The sequence below is a fragment of the Streptomyces sp. NPDC031418 genome, assembly GCF_055581605.1.
In genome coordinates this window covers 42,308-62,996 of the sequence record NZ_JBVIJC010000027.1, presented here as the reverse complement: position 1 = coordinate 62,996, position 20,689 = coordinate 42,308, and the positions used below count along the sequence as shown (strand labels likewise).

Annotated in this window: 11 protein-coding genes; 3 read left to right on the top strand and 8 right to left on the bottom strand. The window is 71.4% G+C overall.

Features of this window, described 5'->3' with window-relative positions:
• Window positions 1-53 precede the first annotated feature (53 nt).
• Together ACZ5CZ_RS32345 and ACZ5CZ_RS32340 are read right to left on the bottom strand one after the other, a co-directional pair.
• A complete protein-coding gene (locus ACZ5CZ_RS32345; RefSeq protein WP_468947896.1) occupies window positions 54-6,281 on the bottom strand; it encodes a hypothetical protein in 6,228 nt (2,075 codons plus the stop codon).
• Window positions 6,282-6,317: 36 nt separating this feature from the next.
• On the bottom strand, window positions 6,318-8,639 hold the full coding sequence (locus ACZ5CZ_RS32340) for a hypothetical protein (RefSeq protein WP_468947895.1): 2,322 nt from the start codon (window positions 8,637-8,639) through the stop codon (window positions 6,318-6,320).
• Between the two features lie 262 nt (window positions 8,640-8,901).
• On the opposite strand from ACZ5CZ_RS32340, the gene ACZ5CZ_RS32335 reads away from it, so the two are divergent.
• Complete coding sequence (locus tag ACZ5CZ_RS32335; protein ID WP_468947894.1) at window positions 8,902-9,732, top strand: SDR family NAD(P)-dependent oxidoreductase; 831 nt, start codon at window positions 8,902-8,904, stop codon at window positions 9,730-9,732.
• Window positions 9,733-9,748: 16 nt separating this feature from the next.
• Here the strand turns inward: ACZ5CZ_RS32335 and ACZ5CZ_RS32330 are convergent, their stop codons facing one another.
• From ACZ5CZ_RS32330 to ACZ5CZ_RS32315, 4 genes are all read right to left on the bottom strand, one after another.
• Complete coding sequence (locus ACZ5CZ_RS32330; protein WP_385840508.1) at window positions 9,749-10,513, bottom strand: class I SAM-dependent methyltransferase; 765 nt, start codon at window positions 10,511-10,513, stop codon at window positions 9,749-9,751.
• Window positions 10,514-10,616: 103 nt separating this feature from the next.
• Entirely contained in the window at window positions 10,617-11,822 is a 1,206-nt protein-coding gene (locus ACZ5CZ_RS32325; RefSeq protein WP_468947892.1) for an aminotransferase class V-fold PLP-dependent enzyme, read from the bottom strand.
• 5 nt (window positions 11,823-11,827) lie between these two features.
• Window positions 11,828-13,147 carry a pyridoxal-phosphate dependent enzyme gene (locus ACZ5CZ_RS32320; protein ID WP_468947891.1) on the bottom strand — a complete coding sequence of 440 codons (1,320 nt, stop codon included), beginning with the start codon at window positions 13,145-13,147 and terminating at the stop codon, window positions 11,828-11,830.
• Window positions 13,144-14,634, bottom strand: coding sequence for an alanine racemase (locus ACZ5CZ_RS32315; protein ID WP_468947890.1), 1,491 nt, complete (start codon window positions 14,632-14,634; stop codon window positions 13,144-13,146). Before ACZ5CZ_RS32315 ends, ACZ5CZ_RS32320 begins: the two co-directional genes overlap by 4 nt.
• Before the next feature lie 297 nt (window positions 14,635-14,931).
• On the opposite strand from ACZ5CZ_RS32315, the gene ACZ5CZ_RS32310 reads away from it, so the two are divergent.
• Complete coding sequence (locus ACZ5CZ_RS32310; protein ID WP_468947888.1) at window positions 14,932-15,558, top strand: carbonic anhydrase; 627 nt, start codon at window positions 14,932-14,934, stop codon at window positions 15,556-15,558.
• A gap of 69 nt (window positions 15,559-15,627) precedes the next feature.
• On the opposite strand, the gene ACZ5CZ_RS32305 is transcribed toward ACZ5CZ_RS32310, so the two are convergent.
• Window positions 15,628-17,055, bottom strand: coding sequence for a non-reducing end alpha-L-arabinofuranosidase family hydrolase (locus ACZ5CZ_RS32305; RefSeq protein WP_468947887.1), 1,428 nt, complete (start codon window positions 17,053-17,055; stop codon window positions 15,628-15,630).
• A gap of 511 nt (window positions 17,056-17,566) precedes the next feature.
• Here ACZ5CZ_RS32305 and ACZ5CZ_RS32300 point away from each other — a divergent pair.
• Window positions 17,567-19,003 (top strand): endo-1,4-beta-xylanase, encoded by a 1,437-nt coding sequence (locus ACZ5CZ_RS32300; protein WP_385840501.1) that lies wholly within the window; start codon window positions 17,567-17,569, stop codon window positions 19,001-19,003.
• A 71-nt stretch (window positions 19,004-19,074) separates the two neighbouring features.
• Here the strand turns inward: ACZ5CZ_RS32300 and ACZ5CZ_RS32295 are convergent, their stop codons facing one another.
• Entirely contained in the window at window positions 19,075-20,427 is a 1,353-nt protein-coding gene (locus ACZ5CZ_RS32295; RefSeq protein WP_385840500.1) for an extracellular catalytic domain type 1 short-chain-length polyhydroxyalkanoate depolymerase, read from the bottom strand.
• Between the last annotated feature and the right edge of the window lie 262 nt (window positions 20,428-20,689).

The window sequence follows — 20,689 nt, the reverse complement described above, 5'->3', positions numbered from 1 at the left end:
GGCCACCGCTGAGCGGCGGCCCGGCGACCACGTGCCCGCACGCCGAGGAGGTCTCACCCGCCCAGCGCCACACAGTGGCGGAGCAGCGGTTCGAGGCGCAGCTGGGTGCCCTCCCGGTCCAGCACCTGGAGAGCGTCCAGGCAACCGACGATCCAGCGAGCCTCCTCCTCGTCCTCGTTCTGGACCGCTACGGCGGTCACCGCGCTCTCCCAGTCGAACGAGCCGTCCGCGAACTCGTCGGCGAGGGTGCGGTACCCGGTGGCGAGCAGCGGGTCGGCGTAGACACCGGTCGCCTCCGCGAAGGCACGGGCCTCCGACCGGTCCGTGCGCAGCCCGGTCAGACGGCGCAGCACCTCCTCGGGGTCGCCCAGTTCGGTGTGCAGCCGGTGGGCTCGGCCGACCAGCAACGGCCAGCCGCCGGTCAGCTCGTGCAGACGGTCCAGGCGGTCCTCCGTGTGGAACATCTCGACGCGCTGGGCCCAGCCGCGCAAGCTGCGGCGGTCGTGCCGGCGCAGCACCACGGGGGCGGCGGAGAGGGCTCCCGTGCCGGTGAGCAAGGGGCGCCACAGGGCCAGCTGGCCGGGGTCGGTGACGAGGACGACCGCACGGGTCACCCCCGGGGTGACCGGCAGCAGCGTCTCCGCCAGGGAGACCGCCTCCCGGCAGGTCTCGGGGCGCGCCGGATAACGGGCGAAGTCGACGATGACGACGCGTCGCTCCCTGGGCAGTCCGCCGGTGAGTTCCTGCTTGTAGACGCTGGGCTTGCCGACGGCCGGCAGCTTCCAGTCGGCGATGCGGCCGGCGACCGTGCGCAGGGTGTCGCCGACATCGAGGACGCCGGTGGCACGGGTACCGAGGACGACCCTCGTCTGGTTGGAACGCTCGCCCAGGAGATCGTCCAGCTGGGTGATGGTGAGCGGGGCGGGCCGGCCGTCGGGCAGCTCGGGACGGCCCTCCTGCACAATGCTCTCCTGGAGTTCGCAGTCCTGTTCGGCCCTGAGGAGACGGGCATCCACCTCGTGGGACGTGCCGATCATGCGCAGGGCGTTCGGGCCGCGCAGATGCCAGCCCTGGCCGTCGTGGTTCGGGGCGAGGATGCCGAGGCCCACCATCTCGGAGAGATAGGCGCGAAAGCCCTCCGTGTCGAGCTGGGCGAAGCCCTGGCGCCAGAACGTCTCGCACTCCTCGCGCAGTTCGGCGTCGCTCAGCCGTACCTCCAGGCCGTGATGGCGGGCGTGGTACGCCAGCACATTGGCGATCACGTCATAGCGGTGGTCGAGACTCAGCGTGTCCTTGAAAGCCGCCGAGATGCTGTCCCGCAGCCCGGCGTCCGCCTCCACGATCTCGATGTCCGCGCCACTCACCGGGTAAGGGGGCCCCTCGGCGCCTCGGCGGACCCGCTTGCGGTGCATCAGCTCGACCAGCCGGTGACCGAACATCTGGAGCAGGAACGGCTGGTAGGAGCAGTAGCCGAGCACCCGGTTGACCAGGTCCATGTCCTCGAACTCGAAGCCGAGCGCCCGCATCGGCTCGACCAGCAGCTCCGCGGCGAACTGGGGCGCGAGCGGCCCGATCACCTTGGGCGTCTGGGCGAGATGGCCGAACGGACCGTTGCTCGCGAGCTTGGAGAACCGCTGCACGGAGTGCAGTCCGGCGAAGACGACCTTGGCACGGTCCTTGGTGTCGGAGCCGAGACCCTTGAGCTTCTTGGTCTGGTCGAAGCGGGGAGCGTCCGCCTCGAAGAACTGGTCGCACTCGTCCAGCAGGATCAGCAGCCGACGGCGGGAATCCTCCTCCAGCCAGGCGCGGACGGCGGCACGCACCCGGTCGGAGATGTCCTGCGCGCCGCGCCCGGCGGGCGACCTGCGTCCCTGCGGCCGTCCCGCGGTCACCTGTGCCGCGGCCAGCTCCCGGTCCAGAACGCTCCACAAGGCTTCCGGACCCAGCGAGCTGCCCTTGCCGATGTTCTCCTGGTCGAGGTTGATGTACACCGCCTGGTGGTAGCCGGGGCGCTGTTCCGCGAACCGTTCACCGGCGTCGGCGAGGAGTGCCGACTTGCCGAGGCCCCGGCCGCCGAAGATGACCTGGGTGCCGTAGGGGTTGATGATGCTCTTGCGTTCGGCGTCACGGCCGTAGAACATCTCGCCGCCGATCCGGCCACGCTTCTCCCTGATGTACGGGTTGACCCCGGAGAACGGCAGAAGTGTCTGCGTCGCCGTGCTGACCTGGCGGTTTCCACGGGCCGCGAGATAGGCGAGGACGGCGTCGTCCACGACGAGCAGCGGCTGAAGCCGGCTGGATCCGAGGGCGAGGTCGACGCGGTGTTCCCGGCTCAGTGTGCCGAAGTAGGCGACCAGGAGGCTCACCCCGCTGGTGTCGCGCTCCGCGAGGCTCATGACGACCTTGGCGGGCGGGCGGCCCCAGACCATCAGCACCCGGAGGGTGCCGCCCTGCTCCCGGATCTGGGAGCCGAAGGCGGGGGCCTTCGCCCTGCCGTGGATCTCCACCTCGGTCACCTCGAAGAAGCGGTACTCACGCCGATGGGGCGACCGCTCGTCCAGTGGCCGGGCGCTCTTGGCGTCGTAGCCGAGGAGTTTGAGTGCGGGGAGCAGCTGCCGCCGGGCCGACACGTCGAGGCGGTCCTTCGGTTCGGTCGCGCCCAGCTCCCGCCACTCGTCGAGGGCGTCGGCCGCCAGCGCCGCCTCGTCGGTGGACAGCGCGCCGTAGTCCAGCACGGGCAGCGTCGGGTGCTTGCCCCCGGTGCGGACCAGGTCGACGAGGGCGCGGTCGATGCCCTTGGGCAGGCCCTCGGGTACGGCCGGGAAGAACTCGGTGAGGTGGGACTCGCCGGTCTCGATCTCCGGGACCGGTTCGCCGATCTCCAGGAAGTAGACGAGGTCGGCGGCGGTGGCCAGGCCGCCGGTGTCCAGGTGCCGCAGCACCTGGGCACGCTCGTCCCCGGTGAGGTCCAGGGCGTCGAGCCGGGCCCGGATCCGGTCGGCCGCCTGCTCCCGGAAGGCGGGCAGATCACCGCGTACGGTGTCGAGCGCCCGCCGTACGGCCATCAGGTCGTGGGTGTCGGTGCCGTCGAGCCACTCGCGGGCGTCGGCCAGCAGCTCCTGGAGTCGCAGGTCCTGGTCGTCGGTCACGGCACCGTCGGCCTGCGCCCGGTGCAGCTCGGCGACCAGTTCGTCGTGGTCCTGGCGCAGCTGCCCGCGCCGGGCCGCCTCCCGTTCCGCGATCTCGGTGACGGCGGGCGGGCGGAACTCCTCGGGCTGCGCCGCGGGCAGCAGCCCGTGTCCGGCCAGCTCCACGATGGTGCGGGCCGCGGTGAAGGCGTCGCGGCCGAGCCGCTCGGCGAGGGCGTCCGGCCAGCTGCGGTCGACCGCGACGAGCAGCCGGTCCAGCGCAGGCCGCTCCTCGAGGGTGTCGCACACCTTCAGCAGCTCCACGTCCAGCACGACGTCCGGGGCGGCCGAACCGGCGGGGCGCGTCGTCGCGGTGTCGCCGGCCAGCAGCGCGAACAGCTCCTCCATCGAAGCGCGTGCCGCCCATGCCGTCGCGGCGGCCAGGGCGCCCGAGCGCCGCGCCAGCTGCTCCAGTTCGGCCAGGACCGCTTCCTTGCCGTCCAGCAGGAAGTGGCGCAGAGCGGAGATCTCCTTGACCACTCGGTCGCCCTCGGTCCGGTCGGCGCGACGGGTGCCGTCGACCGCGAGACACCACTCCTTGACCAGTCCGACGGCTCGCTCCACGACATGCACCAGGTCCTGCCGTCCGGAGCCCTGGAGCGGCTTGCCGCTGGAGGAGCGGTGCCTGCGGTCCATGCGGTCGATCTCGTTGTTGATCTCGGTCAGCTTCGACAGGCGCTCGGCCTGCTCCCGCACCTGCGGCACCGCGTCGCGGTGGTCGCGGACCACGGTCGTCAGGAGCGATCCGAGCATCCCGTCGGGGGCGAGCCATCGCTTGGCGATCTCCGTCGCGCGGGCGAAGCGCAGCCGCTGCGGCGCCAGCAGGGCACCGCACTGCTCGCGCAACTCGGCCAACCGGGCTTCCGTACCGGAGGCATCGGCGATGACGCCCAGCGGAGAGGCGATCATCAGGGCCCCGCTGAGAGCACGGTCTGCAACGGCGGTCGCCGTCTGTGCGAGCCGGTCCGGCAGCCGGGGTACGAGCATCTTGAGCTGAGCACCCGCCAGATGGTCACCGGTGATCAGTGCCGTACGCAGGAGGGCGGGCAGCAGGAGGAGTTCGCCGCCCTCCGTGTCCAGGCCCTCGTGGCCACCGTACTGCTGGAGCAGGTCCGCGGTCAGCCGGGCGCTCTGACTGTCACCGGAGGTGAGCAGGGCGGCCGCACCCGCCAGGCGGAGCGCCGTCACCTGCGGCTCGGGGTGTCCGGCAGCGCGCGCCACATGGTGGGCGAGCCCGAACCGCCGTTCCACGACCAGCTGGGTCAGGGCGCGCTCGGCCGTGGCCTCGGCGGAGTGCGTTTCCTCGTCCGCGGGTGTGGCCGGGGTGGAGGCGGCCGGGCCGGCCGGAACCGTTTCCGGAATCGGCGCTTCCGCAGTGGGCGGCGCGGTGGGGATGCGGACGGGCACGGGCTGCACGGTGTCGGTGTGGAGCGTTGCGGTACCGGTCGCCAGGGCAGCCGCGGCGGGCTCCGGTTCCGGTGCCGGGCGGGGGACGGTCGTCTCGGCGGGGTGGTCGGAGGCCGCCGCCACCGGGCTGTCGCCGGTCTGCTCGGTCGGCTCTGCGTGCTCGGTCGGCTCTGCGTGCTCGGTCGGCTCTGCGTGCCCGGTCGGCTCTGCGTGCCCGGTCGGCTCTGCGTGCCCGGTCGGCTCTGCGTGCCCGGTTGCCGGTGCGGTCTCGTAGTCCGTGGAGGCCGTACCGTCCGCGGTCGCGGCGAGGTCCGTGGCCGCCGTGACGGCCGCGGTCGCCGTCTTGTCCGCGGTCGCCGTGAGGTCCGTGGGTGCGGTGGGGGCCGCCGTGGTGCCGTCGATGCCGTTCGCGTCCGCCGCTGCCGGCCCGCGGCCGGTCTCCTCGGGCTGCGGCAAGGCCAGTTCGGGTGCCATGACCGCCGCCACGGCACACGCGGGCAGCACCCGCGCGACCTCCTCCTGGAGGGCCAGGATCTCCGTGGCGGCGTCCGCCTGCCGCCCCAGCCGGATGAGTTTCGCCAGTGCGCCGAGCGCGGCACTCTCCTGCCACTGGCCCTGCTCCCACACCGGTGCGTCCAGCAGACGGCGTGCCGTGGCCCGCACCGCCTCCGCGGCAGGGGCGGCGGGACTGTCCGGGCGGCAGGCGACGTCCAGGATTTCCCGCACGGTCCCGCGGGCCCGAAGGTCGCGTTCACGTGCTTCCCGGTGTTCGCGCGCGGCACGTGTCATGTCGGCCAGCCGACGGGGCACCCCCTCGATCCCCCTCGCTCGGAACGCGGCCTCGACACCGTCGAAGGCGGCGTCCAGCGCGGCGAGCGCGGCGAGATCCTCGGGCTGCGGAGGACAACCGTCCGCGACGGCACCCGTCACCCTCCCCGCGGCGAGCCGTGCCGCAGCGAGAGCCGAATCCAGCTGTCGGCAGACCGACTCGGGATCCGTCGTCTGCTCCGTCTCAGGGTCTTCGTACGGTGTCGCGGGCACCGTGTGCGCACGCTTGTCGTCCGCCGCGGGCGGCGGCTCCTCGGCTTCCGGCGCGCCGGGTACGAAGCCCGGGTGCGCGGCGACGACGGAGCGGGCCTCCTCGCCCACCGCGGCGAGCCGCACCGTCTCCTGCTCGTCCGCCGTCGCCGAGAACCAGTCCTGGTCCGCCGCCCAGGCCAGCACGAACGCGTCGGCGACGGAGGCGTTGCACCACGCGAACACCGCGGCGCGGACCAGCGTCGCGCCCCACCGCGTCACGGGGTCGGACACGTTCTCGTCGTCTCCCGAGAAGACGAATCTGCCCACCTGGGTCATCACGGTGGCCGTGAGTTCTCTGACCGCGTAGCCGGGTGTGTGCTGCCGTGACTCGCGCCGCAGCCGGGCGAGGATGTCCTGGCACAGGGCGCTGCCCGCCCGCCGCGGGGCCGCCATGCGGATTCCCAGCCTGCCGAGCAGTTCCTGACGGTTCCTCGGCGCCAGGGAGTTGAAGGCGAGCTCCACCATGCCGACCGTGAGGTCGCTCAGCGTGGCGGCAGCCGGGTGTTCCAGGGCGTTGAGCGCGCTGGCCAGGCCGTGCAGGCTCTCGGCCGAAACGCTCGGCGGGGACATCGGCGGCCCCGTGACGACGCGGTAGCGCTCCTGCATGTACGCGTGCTCCGATTCTGTTGCCGGGTGTGTGGATCAGTGACTGCGCAGGTGCTCGGTGACGAAGGTGTATCCGTCGGGCAGTTCCCATCCGTCCGCCTTGCCGAGCCGCCGGCAGTACTCCCGGAACGCCGCCCGCTGGTTCTCGCTGGGGCAACGGCCCGGCAGCAGGCGACGCAGATGGCCGGGGACGATATGGGCGCCGCGGGCCGCCTTGTCGCTCGGTTCCGTGCCACCCCAGGGGCGGATCACGCGCCGTCTGGCGGGTCGGTAGCCGATCAAGGGGACGATCGGCTCCCCGGAGCGGGCCGGGAAATGCGGCTGGCCCCAGGCGTCGCGGCTGCCGAACGCGGGTGTCAGAAGCCGTTCCGCGAGCAGTTCCGCGACCGCGGCTTCCAGGGCGGCGGCCTGCGACCGTGCCGGATCGCGCCCGTAGGCCGCGCGGGGCAGCACCGAACGGTCCAGGAGGGCATGTCCGTCCAGGGTGAGCAGCCCGCAGCGGCGCACCGTGCGCATCACCAGCTGCCGGGGTCCGAGCCCGGCAGCCGTGTCACCGTGGCGGTCACTGCCGGGGGCGTCCTCCCGGGTGAGGACTCGGGGGTCGAAACAGTGCCGGATGACACGCCCGCCGACCTCTTCCGGTGCCTCGAGCCGTGTCGTGGCCAAGCGGACCACCGTGCCGCCGCGGCGCCACCGCAGCTCGAGCAGCAGACCGGGGAAGAAGTCGTGGGGCCAGGCGACTTCGGTCAACCTGCCGTGGTCGTCGTCGAGTTCGGCGGTGACGTGCTGCACGGCCTCCGCCCGGCCGGGTGCCCCGCCCGGGTGCTCCAGTTCCAGGCGTATCGCGGCCCGCCGGCCGTGGGACCGGCGCAGTTCCCGTGCCACGTCCGGGTGGAGCGGGAGCCAGGCGTGGATGAGGTGGGCCAGCCGCAGCGGCGACCGCCAGACGATCTCCTGGGCGTCGCTCCGCAGGAGATCGCTGTGGCCGAGTTCGGCGTCGTCGGCCAGAGGCACGTCGACCGGAACCAGCTCTGCTTCCGGCTCCGCCTCGCCCGGTGACGGCGCACCTGTCGTGGAGGCCCAGCCGCGTCCGGCCGGGACCAGAGGATCTCCGGGGGCTTCCGCGTCGCCGGGATGATGCGACCGCCATATGCCTCCGCCCTCGAAGGCGTCGTCGAGGGTGACCCGGGAGCCGTTCCCGAACAGGCCCTGCTCGCTGTCCCGTTGAACGACATCGGCGAGCGTCGCATTGGCCCGGCACACCGCTGCCGCGTATCCCACCCCCTCGAGCAGTGCCGGCGCATCCGGGAACGTGCGAAGCCGCGGTCCGATCGCGGTGTACACGGTGCTCGGAGTGGTGAGGCCGTAGCGCCGTGGCGCCGGTGTCGCCGCGTGTTCCACCGCCGCCGCGAGGGATCTGAGGTCGTCGCCGCCGAGCGGTCCGGTGTCGCGCCAGCAGGCGGCCAGGGACGCCCGGGTCATGGCGTAGTGGCCCCATGAACGGAGCGCGTCGCTGGAGTCGAGGACACCCCGCACGGTGTGCAGCAGACCGAGCAGGCCCGCCCGCAGGTCGTCGTCGTGTGTGCCGCCGACCAGTGCGGCGAGGGAGACGGGCACGAACGGGCTGAGCAACTGCTCCCGTGCCGTCGTCAGGAGATGCTCCGCGTACGCCGTCAGGTCGTCGCGGCGGGCCGCCTCCGGGGACGGATAGCACACGTCGACGAGGACATGGCCGTCCCCGTTGATCCAGCGCCGGCGCATCCGCAGCCGGTGGAGCTGGGCCGGTGACAGACTCAGGGCCGGGCCGAAGGCATGGAGGTCCGGGACCAGGAGCTCCCTGCGCCGTGGCGTGCTGTCGCTTCCCGGCCTGCCCGGCCCTTCGGCGCCTGCGGGTGCCCCGGACACCCAGGCGGGTACGTCACCGAGGGCACCCGTCTCCGGGTGAGCGCCCTCTTTGTAGACGATCTCGGCATAGAGCGGGTCCGACCCCGTGGCCACACACACCATGGCACCGACCGGGAGCGCGGGAGCGCACTCACCGAAGGTCAGCACGGGAAAGTCGTCGGGGCGCAGCGGACTGCCGCCGTAGCCGTCGCCGTGGACGTCGTAGCCGAAGTACACGGCGTTGAAGGCGACGGCGGTGTGCACCGGCGCCGGGCGGGTCGCGACCACCGCTTCCAGGTAGCGCCGCAGCCGATGCCGTTCCCGGTCGGGTACGGCGTCGTAGCCCCGGGTCATGGCGGGGGTCAGCAGCGCGTGATCGCCGTAGGGATCAGGCACCTCCACCGCGCCGGGAGGCAACGCCGCCGCCCCTCCGCCTTCGCCGACCGTCGCTGACACATACGGGTCCCCACCCATGACACCTCCACCGCACATCCGGACCGCCACAGCCCGGTGTGAGGCAATGCCCGCAGACTATGCCCCCGCATGGGCTGTCGGTGGCACTTTGGGTCATCAGCTCACACTGATACGGAACGGGTGGGTTACCCCGCTTCACGGCGTCAGCAGAGCGCACATGTGCGATCCACCGCCGGACTCCCTGGCCGGAACTCGCCGCGCCCCCGACGGCCGGTCCTAGAGTCGGATGTCCTGGTGATCTCTGTGAGGGGGCCTGAGTACTGTGGCGGACAAGCGGGTTGTCGTCGTGACCGGCGGGGGCACGGGTATCGGGGAGGCCACGGCCCGGCTGCTGTGCGAGCAGGGGCACCATGTGGTCGTGTCCGGCCGGCGGGCCGAGCCGCTGCGCCGGCTTGCCGCGGAGACCGGGGCGTTGGCGTATCCGTCGGACGTCGGGGAGGCCGAGGCGGCCGAGGGGCTCGTCCGGGCGGCGCTGGACGCGCACGGGCGGCTCGACGGGGTGGTGCTGAACGCGGGCATCGGCCGGGGTGGCGCGGTGGGGGACCTGACGCTCGCCGACTGGGACGAGGTGATGCGCACCAATGTCACCGGTCCGCTGTTGCTGCTGCGCGCCGCGATCCCGTACCTGCTGGAGTCCCGGGGTGCGGTGGCCGCCGTCGCCTCGGTGTCCGCGCTGCGCAACGGCACGGGCAACGCGCCGTACGCCACGTCCAAGGCGGCCCTGCTCCAGCTCTGCCGTTCCGTGGCCGTCGACTACGGGCGGCGGGGGGTGCGGGCCAACGTCGTGTGCCCGGGCTGGGTGCGGACCGAGATGGCCGACCGCCGGATGGCGCGCTTCGCCGTGGAGGCGGACCTGCCGGGCGGTGACCTGGCGGCCGCCTACGCGGAGGCGACCCGGGTGCTGCCGGCGGGGCGCCCGGGCGAGCCGCGCGAGGTGGCGGAGGCGATCTGCTGGCTGCTGTCCCCGGCGGCCTCGTACGTCAACGGAGCGGTCCTCACCGTCGACGGCGGCGCGACAGCCGTGGACCCGGGCACCCTGGCGTTCGACTTCGGCATCACCCCGCGCGGCGGCGAGGACACCTCCGCCCTCTGACGGACCGCGCGCGGGGTCAGCGGAGCGCGACGACGACGCAGCTGTCGCCGTACTGCCAGACCGTGCCGGCCCGGGCGAATCCCGCCTGCCGCAGCAGGCGGAGGTGGTCGGCGAGGGACAGCCGGACGGTGCCGCCGGCACTGGTGGCCGGCTGCCGCTCGCGGCGTTCGGCGAGGAGGTCGGCCAGTTCGGGCTCCGCCGCGGCGGCGGTCCACCAGGCGGTCCAGTCCTCCTGGTCGAAGGCCCGCCGCCGCTCGGCCCGGCGGCGGCCCACGCACTCCGCCACCTCGGCGAGCACGGCGTCGTCCGGCGGCAGGTGGTCGCCGTTGACGAGGACACCGCCCGGGCGCAGCAGCGCGGCGAGTTCCCGGTAGACGCGGGCCAGCGTGCCGGGGCTCAGATAGTGCAGGGCGGTGGAGGAGACGACCGCGTCCAGGGGGCGGTCCAGGGCCAGCGCGTCGATCCAGCCGGGCGCGCCGATCACGGTGTCGACATAGCGGGCCGCGTCGGCGTGGTGGGTGCGGGCCAGCTCCAGCAGCAGGGGGTCCCGGTCCACGGCCACGATGTCCGCGTCGGGCAGTCTGCGGGCCAGCCGCGCGGCCAGCGAGCCGGGACCGCAGCCGAGGTCGGCCACCAGGGGCCGGTCCGGGCGGCCGGCGGTGCTGTGCTCGACCACGTCGGCGATCACCGTGAAGCGGTCCTCGCGGTCGACGGCGTACCGCTGCTGCTGGAGTTCCCAGCGTTCCACCCAGGTCTCGGCCGTCGCCAGACTCAGTCCCATCCCGTCGTGCCACCTCGCCGTCTCGCGCCGCGGGTCCGTGCCTCGCACCCTACAGCTGGAAACGGTTTCCATTACATTTTAGTGGTGCTTCGGGGGTCCCATGTCACCCGAGAGTGGCAAGCACCGTCAGCAGCCGGTCGATCTCCTCGACGGTGTTGTACACATGCAGGCTCACCCGGACCGACTCGGTCTTCTCCCCCTCGCCGCCCTGGCAGTGGTGGTCGCTGCGGACCATGAAGCCGTGGCTGAACAGGATGAACCCCAGGTCGCCGGAGCCGATCTCGCGGTGCCGGAAGGTGACGATGCCCCGGCGCTGCTGCACGGTCGATCCGACGGCGAGGCTGGTCCGGCAGCCGAGGATCTCGTAGCCGGGCAGGTGGCGCAGCCCGTCGGTGAGCCGGGCGGCCAGGGCGACCGTCCACCGTTCGATGCGTTCGGTACCCGCGCCGCGCAGCCAGTCCAGCGCGGCGGCCAGCGAGAGGATCCCGATGGTGTTGGGGCTGCCGGACCAGCCGCCCGGCACGAACGCGGGACCACGGACCTGCCTGGCCCAGACCGCCCCCGAGCCGGGCAGCGCCAGGGCCTTGTGCCCGGAGAAGGCGACGAAGTCGACGTCCAGTCGCGCCAGGGACACCGGCAGGTGACCGACGCTCTGGGAGGCGTCCAGGCAGATGACCGCGTCCGGGCCGACCGCCTCCCGGATGCGGTGGACGTTCATGTCTCCGCCGTAGACATGGTGGACATGGGTGGCGGCGACGAACCGGGTGCGCGGGCCGGCGAGCCGGGCGAGGGCCCGGTGGTCGTAGTCCCCGGACGCCTGCTGGTACGGCATCGGCAGCACACTGATGTGTGTGCCCTCGCGGGCCAGCTGCCGCTGGGTCTCCAGCCAGGGCTCGATGTTGGCCCGGTGGTCGGCGAGGGGTACGACGATCTCGTCGCCGTCGGTGAGGAGTCCGGGCAGCCAGTCGCGGGCGATGGTGCGCAGCCCCTCGGTGGTGCCGCTGGTGAAGTGCACCGCCGACCGCTCCGGTTCCGGGTCGCCCAGGAACTGCCGGACGGTGTCCCGGGTCTGTTCTACCAGGGAGGTGGTGCGGTTGGCCCAGGGGTAGGTGCCCCGGCCGGCGTTGGCGTTGGCCGTGGTGAGGTAGGTCTGGACGGCGTCGAGCACCGCCCGGGGCTTCTGGGAGGTGGCCGCGCTGTCGAGGTACACCAGGTCCGGGTGCCCGGTGATGATGGGGAACTGGTCCCGCAGCTCGCGCTGCCACTCCCGCAGCTCGTCGGGGACAGCACCGCTGCTCAGCGTGGTCATCTCGGTCACTCCCGCACCAGCGGGGCGCCGGCGTCCCGCCAGGCGATGATGCCGCCGACCAGGCTGCGCACATCGGGGTGGCCCAGCCTGGTCAGCAGTGCGGCGTACCGGGCCGACTTCTCACCGACCGGACAGGCCAGCAGCACCGGCCGGGTACGGCTGAACGGCAGCCCTCCGCGCAGGAGTTCCTCGAAGAGCTCGTCCACGATGTTGACCGAGCCGTCGATGTGCAGGGCGGCGAAGGCGTAGGGGCTGCGCAGGTCGACCACGAGCGGGTCGCCGGTGGCGATCCACTGCCGGGCCTCGGCGACCCCGACGGCGGGTGCCGCCCGCACCTCGGCGTCGGTGAGGTCGGCCGGGGAGTCGGCGCGGCGCGGGCGCCCGAACAGGTCGGGGCGGCGCTGCCGTACGTAGCTCAGATAGCTCTCGACGCGGTCGCAGACGATGAAGACGGCGGTCTGCCGGTCCGTCGCCTCGCCGTCGACGGCCTTCAGCCTGCGGACGGCGCCGAAGTAGGCGGCGCCCCCGGTGGGCCCGGCGAGGATGCCGCAGCGGCGGTTCAGGGTCAGCATTCCCTCGATCGCGTCGTCGGAGTTCACCGACTCGATCGCGTCATAGGTGCCGGGGTCGAAGAGGCCCACCTGGTGTGCCTCGTCGATGGTGCGGATGCCGGGGATGAAGTCGGACTTGGCGGCGACCAGCCCGAGGACCCGTACGGCCGGGTCCTGTTCGCGCAGCGCCCGGGCGACACCGGTGGAGGAGCCCGCCGTACCGACGCAGGCGATGAACCAGTCCGGGGCGCGGCCGTCCAGGTCCTTGACGATCTCCGGTCCGGTGCCGGTGAGATGGGCCTCGGTGTTGCGCGGGTTGAAGTACTGGTCCGTGTGCAGAGAGGCGCTGCCGGGCTCGGACAGGGCCCGGTGGAAGAGGGTCAGCGGGTCGTCGGTGGCCGTCGGGTCCAGGCACTCGCTCTGGCCCGGCAGCTCCTCGATCTGCGCTCCGAGCAGCAGGAGCAGCTCCTTGATCTCCGGGATGCGCATCCGGTTGGTGACGCTCTTGAAGGTCAGCCCGTGCATTCCGGCGAGTACGGCCAGGGCCTTGGCGGTGTTGCCGCTGGACAGCTCGACCAGCTGGCTGCCCTGCGCGGCCGCGTCGGCCAGGAGCGGGCCGGCCATGTTCCACGCGGCGCGGTCCTTGACCGAGCCGAACGGGTTGAGCAGCTCCAGCTTGGCGTACAGATCGATGTGGCGCAGACCGTGCACGGCCGGGTCGATCCGCACCAGCGGCGTGTTGCCGATGGCCTCGGTGATGCTGTCGTACCTCACTGCGCTCCCCCCAGGTCGTGCCCCGCCCCGCCCATGGACGCGGTCGGCCAGTACTCGTCGTCCAGGCACCAGCGCCATGCCCCGCCCTCCCGCCAGACGGCGGCCTTGCGCGCGACCGGCTGCCGCTGGGCGTGCGTGGCGTGGAAGTCCATGCAGTAGCCGGCGGTGTTGGCGAAGGCCAGCAGATCGCCCGGTGCGGGGCGGCGCGGCAGAAAGACCGTCCGGCGCGTGATCAGGTCGGTCTCCAGGCACAGGGCGCCGAAGAGATGGACGGCCACCGGGCCGTCCGCGCCCGCCCGCGCCGGGTCCCGGGGGACGAGGACGGGGTCCATGAGCACACCGTGTTCCTCCAGCCCCACGTCCGTTGCGGTCGCCGCGAGCCGTACGAGGAGTTCGCCGCCGTCGTCCTGGGTCCGCACCTCCAGCACTCTGGCCAGGGTCAGCCCGCACTGGTCCAGCAGGGCGCGGCCGGGCTCGACATACAGGTCGTACAGGTGCTCCAGCAGCAGCCCGGCGAGCGGCCGGCCGCCGAAGGAGGCGGCGGGATGCGCGAGGAGTTCGTCGAGGTAGCGCGGGCCGGCGACCGGGCGGTGGGCGGGGTAGAGGCCGAGCGAGCCGCGCAGTGTGCCACCTTCGTTGCGCAACCCGTAGCCGTGCCCGCCCCAGGTCAGCGGCGGCCGGGTGCCGAGGACGGCGGCCGTCAGCTCGGTCGTGTACCGCTCCCACTGCTCGCCGTCGGCGAGATAGCCGACGCCGAAGCCGCCTCCGACGTCCACGGCCGACGGGCGCAGTCCGCGGCCGCGGCACTCCTCCAGGATCCGCAGACAGCCCTCCAGCGCCGTCGCCTTCTCGGCGACCCCGGTCGTGTCCAGGTGATAGGCCACGCCCGTCAACTCCACGGCGTCGGTGTGCCGTTCCACCGCCGCCAGCAGCCCCTCCCACTCCTTCACGGGCGTGCCGAAGCGGCTGCGCCGGCTCAGCACCCGCACCCCGGAGGCCTCGAACCCCGACAATCGGAGCAGCACCCGGGTACGCGGCAGTCCGAACCTGCGGACCAGCGCGGCGAGTTGCTCCAGCTCGGCCGGACCGTCGACACCGACGGTGACCGAGGTGCGCGCGGCCAGCCACAGGAACTCGGGGTTCTTCGGGCCGGTGGCCATGATCCGGTCAGGGGTGAAGCCGGCGCCGAGCGCGTGCTGCAACTCCCCCAGCGAGGCCACGTCCACCCCGGCGTCGGTGGCGGCCAGCCGCCGCAGCAGGGCGCTGGACCGGTTGGCCTTGTGCGCGAGGAACACCTGCCCGGACAGCCGATGGCGCCCGTACACCGCCCTGAACTCTTTTAAATTGACCTCAAGTTGCTCGGGAACCACCAGATTCAGAGGTGAACCGAGGGCGTCGGTGAGGGTGTGCAGCAGCTCGCGGGAGTCGAGGAGCGAACGCAGCCCCTCCTCCAGCCGCGGTGCGAGATACAAGGGCTGCCCGCCCATACCCGGCCCTCCCCCAGCACATCCGGGCCCGGCAATTCCGGGCACTCCTCCCACTCCCCGCAGCGCGCCGTAGAGCACCCTTCCCACCCGTCGGCCGCTTTACCCCCCACTTGGGGATGTTCGGGGCGCAGCGCGGGGCGCGACCGTAGGAGGGATGCGCCGTGGCAGCGCGTCACGGGCCGGCTCGACCAGCCCGCCCGCCCGGCCCCCTCCATGGGCCGCGTCCGGGTGCCGATGTGGTCCGGCTGCCGTGAGCCGTACGCGGGCGGGGCGGGGGTCGCGTCGTAACCTGCGGCCATGAGCGATGTCGCCCCCCACACCCCGCGCGAGGCCTTCGACCTGCTGCTGGCCGGCAATCACCGCTTCGCCGCCGGGACGCCCGAGCATCCCAACCAGGACGCCGCCCGCCGCGCCGGCCTGACCTCCTCCCAGCGCCCCTTCGCCGTACTGTTCGGATGCTCCGACTCCCGGCTGGCAGCCGAGATCATCTTCGACCGCGGGCTGGGAGACCTGTTCGTCGTGCGCACCGCCGGACATGTCGCGGGGCCGGAGGTCCTGGGCAGCATCGAGTACGGCGTGCATGTGCTGGGCTGTCCGCTGGTCGTGGTCCTCGGCCACGACGCCTGCGGTGCGGTGGCGGCGACCCGTGAGGCGGTGGCGGAGGGTACGACCGCCCCCGGCTTCCTGCGGGACGTGACGGAACGGGTGACGCCGAGTGTGCTGGCCGCTCAGGCCGCCGGGGTGAGCACGGACGACGAGTTCATCGACACGCACGTCCGGCACACGGTGGACCTCCTCGTGGAGCGCTCCCGGGAACTGGCCGACCAGGTCGCCGCCGGCCGCACCGCGGTCGTGGGCCTCTCCTACCGCCTGGCCGACGGCAACGCCCGGCTGGTCACCGCCCGCGGCCTGGATCCCAGATGACGTGTGCTGGCCAGACGGAACCGGCCCCACCTGGGTGAGGCCGGCCGTCGGTGAGCTACCCAGGCCGGTTCAGCGCTGGAGGGTGAGAAGACCCGGTCGCCACGGCAGCTGGTCGTAGGGACCGCTCGCGGACGGCGACTTGCCCTGGTAGAGGAGCTGGAGGTTGCAGGGGTCGACGGTCATGGTCTGGTCGGGGTTGTCGCGGACCAGGTCACCGTGGCTGATGTCGTTGGTCCAGGTGGCACCGCTGTTGGCCTTGCCGGCGAAGGGGTTGCTCTCGGTGGCGGCCTGCGGGGTCCACGAGCCGTTCAGGCTGGTGGCGGTGAAGGAGCGGAAGTAGCGCTGCTCGGTCGCGCCTCGCGCCTCGACGATCATCAGGTACTGGTTCTGGCCCTTGACCTTGTAGACCTGCGGCGCCTCGAACAGGTTCTTCACCGTGTCGCTCATGACCGTGGTGTACGACGACCCGAAGTTGCCCGGGAAGTTCCCGATCGGCATGCTCGCCCGGTAGATGCTGCCGTTGTCACCGGCGAAGAACAGGTAGATGTTCTGGTCGTCGGCGATCAGGGTCTGGTCGATCGGGGCGGCGCCGCCGGGGAGGCTGCCGGTGAACAGCGCCTGCGGCGCGGACCAGCCGTTGGGGTTGGTGGGGTCGGTGGAGGTGCGGTAGAAGAAGGGCCACTGACCCCACTGGGACGCCAGTACCCAGATCTTCTTGGGCGCGAAGTAGAACAGGGTGGGCGCGACCGTGGCCTGGTTCATCCCGGTCTGGCCGGCCGACGCCATGTCGGACCAGTTCGTGAAGGGCTGGAACATCATCGAGCCGTACGACGACCCCGACACGTTCGACGCGTAGACCAGGTGCTTGCCGTTGTACGTCACGTTGGTGAAGTCCTTCAGCGACACCCAGCCGTTCGCCGGCTGTGCCAGCGCACCGGTCGAGGACCACCGGTAGGTCGACGGCAGCGAACACGTGCCGCCACCCGGCGGGGTCGTCCCGGACAGGCCGGTCCACTTCTGGTTGTCCGTGCCGGCGCAGTTCCAGAGCTGCACCGCCGTGCCGTTGGCGGTGGCGCCGCCCGAGACGTCCAGGCACAGTCCGGACTCCACGGCGACGACCGTGCCGTCGGAGTTCACCCGCCACTGCTGGTTGGTGCCGCCGTTGCAGGACCAGATCTCCACCTTGGTCCCGGCCGTGGTGGCGTGGCCCGGAACGTCCAGGCACTTGTTGCCGTACACGGTGAGCTGGTTGCTGTCGGTCAACGTCCACTGCTGGTTGGTCCCGCCCCAGCAGTCGTAGATCTGCAGAGACGTGCCGTCGGTCTGGCTGGCGCCCGGCACATCGAGACACCGGCCGGAACCGACACCGCGCAAGGCGCCGCTGGAAGCCGCCTGCGCCGGGGCGGCGACGAGCATCGCCGCCAACGCGGCCAGGGCCGCCACCACGGCAGCGAGCACCCCTGACGGATGCCTGCGGCTGAAACTTCCTGGGTGCATGGATACGTCCTCAACCTTCAGTTGGCGGGGCCATGACACGCGCATCCCTGACATGCAGCGCTGGCCGGGTGTTCGTTATTCCGAACAAGGATCGAAGGGTCGAGCAACCCGAATGATAGGGAACCAGGGAACGGCGTCAATACCTCTCGCACGGATCGTCATCATCACCGAAACATTCGAACCGACGAAGGTCGACCAGCGCCGGCTGCACCGTCAAATTGCTGGCCCGTAAGCGACTTGACCCCGGAACGGGACGATGCGCGGACGATGCAGCCACTCGGTCAGCCCTGCCTCAAACGTCTGCGATACGCCGCAATTTCCGCACGCCGTCGACGTCGACATCGGAGATCGTCGTCCGCTTACCGGATTGTCGAAAGTTTCGAATGTCAATCGGAAATTTCTACTGCGGAGAGGATTGACGATCCACGGTCACGCCTCAATCATCACTGGCCGGACGACGCAATTCCCTGCGCATCAATCGATCAGCGATTTCTACCTCGGAGGCACAGCCATGGGCTCGTATGCCCTTCCCAGATCCGATACCCGCCACAAGAGCCGCAACCTGCTGCTGGCGCTGGTCGTCGGCGTCCTCGGTGTGGTCACCGCACTGGCCGCACCGCCGCCCGCACACGCCGCCGAGACCACGCTCGGCGCCGCGGCGGCACAGAGCGGCCGCTACTTCGGTACCGCCATCGCCGCCGGCCGGCTGGGCGACTCGGCGTACACGTCGATCGCAAGCCGTGAGTTCAACATGGTGACGGCCGAGAACGAGATGAAGATCGACGCCACCGAACCCCAGCGCGGCCACTTCGACTTCAGCGCCGGCGACCGCGTCTACAACTGGGCGGTGCAGAACGGCAAGCGGGTGCGTGGCCACACGCTGGCCTGGTACGCCCAGCAGCCCGCCTGGATGCAGAGCCTCAGCGGCAGCTCACTGCGCCAGGCGATGATCGACCACATCAACGGCGTCGTGGGCCACTACAAGGGCAAGATCGCCCAGTGGGACGTCGTGAACGAGGCCTTCGCCGACGGCAATTCGGGAGCTCGGCGGGACTCCAACCTGCAACGCACGGGCAACGACTGGATCGAGGTCGCCTTCCGCACCGCGCGCGCCGCCGACCCGGCGGCCAAGCTCTGCTACAACGACTACAACATCGAGAACTGGAACTGGGCCAAGACCCAGGCCGTGTACGCCATGGTCCGGGACTTCAAGCAGCGCGGCGTGCCGATCGACTGCGTCGGGTTCCAGTCGCACTTCAACAGCGGCAGCCCGTACGACAGCAACTTCCGCACCACCCTCCAGAATTTCGCCGCTCTCGGCGTCGACGTGGCCATCACCGAACTCGACATCCAGGGCGCCTCGCCCACGACCTACGCCAACGTGACCAACGACTGCCTGGCCGTCCCGCGCTGCCTCGGCATCACCGTCTGGGGTGTGCGCGACACCGACTCCTGGCGATCGGGGGACACTCCGCTGCTGTTCAACGGCGACGGCAGCAAGAAGCCTGCCTACACCGCCGTCCTCAACGCACTCAACGGCGGCAGCTCCACGACACCCCCTCCTGCGACCGGCGGAGAGATCAAGGGCGTCGGCTCGGGCCGTTGCCTGGACGTGCCCGGATCCAGCACCACCGACGGCACACAGGTCCAGCTGTGGGACTGCCACAGCGGCACCAACCAGCAGTGGACGTACACCGACGCCGGTGAGCTCAGGGTCTACGGCAACAAGTGCCTTGACGCCGGCGGCACAGGCAATGGTGCCAAGGTCCAGATCTACAGCTGCTGGGGCGGCGACAACCAGAAATGGCGCCTCAACTCCGACGGATCCATCGTCGGCGTCCAGTCCGGCCTCTGCCTCGACGCCGTCTCGGCCGGCACCGCCAACGGCACCCTGATCCAGCTCTACTCCTGCTCGAACGGCACCAACCAGCACTGGACCCGTACCTGACGCGACGGTCCCGGGGTCGCCGCCGTGAGGGCGGCGACCCCGTCAGACACCCTGGGCGGCGGGCTCGGAGACTATCCGAGGGCCCACTGCTGGTTGCTCCCGCCGGAGCATGACCAGAGTTGGACCGGAGCGCCGTTGGCGGTGGAAGCTCCGGCCACATCCAGGCACAGGCCGGACTGGGCGCTGGTGATCGTGCCGTTGGAGTTGATGTTCCACTGCTGGTTGGCCTGACCGTTGCAGGACCAGACGATCGCCTTGGTTCCGTTGGTGGTGCCCTTGGCGTCGGCGTCCAGGCAGAGCGTGCTGCCTCCGACCGTGACCGTCAGCTCGTTCGACGAGGTGTGGGTCCAGGTCTGGTTGGCCCCGCCGCTACAGCTGTATATCTGCTGCTGAGTGCCCAGGGTCTTGGTGGAGTTCGGGTCGTCCAGGCACTTGCCCGCGCCCACCGCGCGCAGCGCACCCGTGGTGCCGGGGGTGGAGCCGCCGCCGTCCAGCCCCATGAAGTGAATGGCGTAGGCGGCCATCTGTGTTCCCTGGACCGGCAGTTGGTGCCCGGCGCCGGCGATGCTGTACGCCTCGACCTGTGTGCTGCCGGAGCTGTTGTTGTACCGGGTCCGGTTCCAGTTGGCGACCGGGGTGTCACTCGACGACGGGGTCTGGCTCACCCCGAGTACGTTCGTCCACTGTTTGATCTCTTCACCGAGATTGTTGTGGCTCAGCGTGGTGTCGGCGGTGCCGTGCCACAGCTGCACGCGGGGGCGCGGCCCGGTGTAGCCGGGATCGGCATGACGCACCAGGTCGCCCCACTGCTGTGCGGTCATGGAGACCTGGCCCCCGGCGCACGGCCCGTTCCAGCCGCGCGAAGTGCCCGTGTAGAAGCAGTGGTACGGCACGCCCATGAACGCCGCGCCTGCTTTGAACACGTCCGGGTAGTCCGCGAGCATGACGTTGGTCATCATCCCGCCGGACGACTCGCCGGTGACGTACACGGCGTTGGGGTTCCCGCCATAGTGCTGCTCGGTGTAGGTGATCATCGACATCAGCCCGACCGGATCGCTGCCGCCGTTGCGCGTCAGCGCCTGGTCGGACGAGACGTCCCAGCAACTGCCGCCGGGGTTGGTCGAGGGATAGATGACGATGAAGCCGTACCGGTCGGCCAGCGATCCGAAATCGGTGCTGGAGTACAGGTACGGTCCCGAGCCCTGGCACCCGTGCAGCGCCAGGAGGACCGGCGGGTTGGCCCTGACGTTGTTCGGCACGTAGACGTACATCTGCAAGCCGGTCGGGTTGGTGCCGAAGTTCGTGACCTGGGTGAGCGAGGCGGCGGCGGCCTGGGGCGCGGCGGGCAGAATCACCCCGATCGCGGCGCCGAGGGCTAAGAGCACGCCGAGCAGGCGGAACTTCAGGTACCGGGATCGAAGCATGGGATGTCATCCTCCACGGGCTGTCGTTGGCCTGCCTGAGTCCAGGCATGGCGCGCTCTCGTGGGTATGCGTCGATGCAGGTGGGAAGGTCTCATCGGCGCTGCCACGATCTCAACCAGATGGGTTCAGGGAGTGACACTGCCCCGATGTCCGTGACCTGTCAAGGAGTCATGGGATGTCTTCCTGGCCGCTGCGTGTCCGCGTCACCGTGGCCTGCGGAGCCTCGGCGCCGCCCAGGCGCGTTGTCCTGCGTTCGGGTGTC

Excerpts from the sequence above, each read along its gene's own strand:
- ACZ5CZ_RS32345 (WP_468947896.1), bottom strand. The coding sequence starts at position 6,281 with ATGCAGGAGCGCTACCGCGTCGTCACGGGGCCGCCGATGTCCCCGCCG.
- ACZ5CZ_RS32340 (WP_468947895.1), bottom strand. The coding sequence starts at position 8,639 with ATGGGTGGGGACCCGTATGTGTCAGCGACGGTCGGCGAAGGCGGAGGG.
- ACZ5CZ_RS32330 (WP_385840508.1), bottom strand. The coding sequence starts at position 10,513 with ATGGGACTGAGTCTGGCGACGGCCGAGACCTGGGTGGAACGCTGGGAA.
- ACZ5CZ_RS32325 (WP_468947892.1), bottom strand. The coding sequence starts at position 11,822 with ATGACCACGCTGAGCAGCGGTGCTGTCCCCGACGAGCTGCGGGAGTGG.
- ACZ5CZ_RS32315 (WP_468947890.1), bottom strand. The coding sequence starts at position 14,634 with ATGGGCGGGCAGCCCTTGTATCTCGCACCGCGGCTGGAGGAGGGGCTG.
- ACZ5CZ_RS32310 (WP_468947888.1), top strand. The coding sequence starts at position 14,932 with ATGAGCGATGTCGCCCCCCACACCCCGCGCGAGGCCTTCGACCTGCTG.
- ACZ5CZ_RS32305 (WP_468947887.1), bottom strand. The coding sequence starts at position 17,055 with ATGCACCCAGGAAGTTTCAGCCGCAGGCATCCGTCAGGGGTGCTCGCT.
- ACZ5CZ_RS32300 (WP_385840501.1), top strand. The coding sequence starts at position 17,567 with ATGGGCTCGTATGCCCTTCCCAGATCCGATACCCGCCACAAGAGCCGC.
- ACZ5CZ_RS32295 (WP_385840500.1), bottom strand. The coding sequence starts at position 20,427 with ATGCTTCGATCCCGGTACCTGAAGTTCCGCCTGCTCGGCGTGCTCTTA.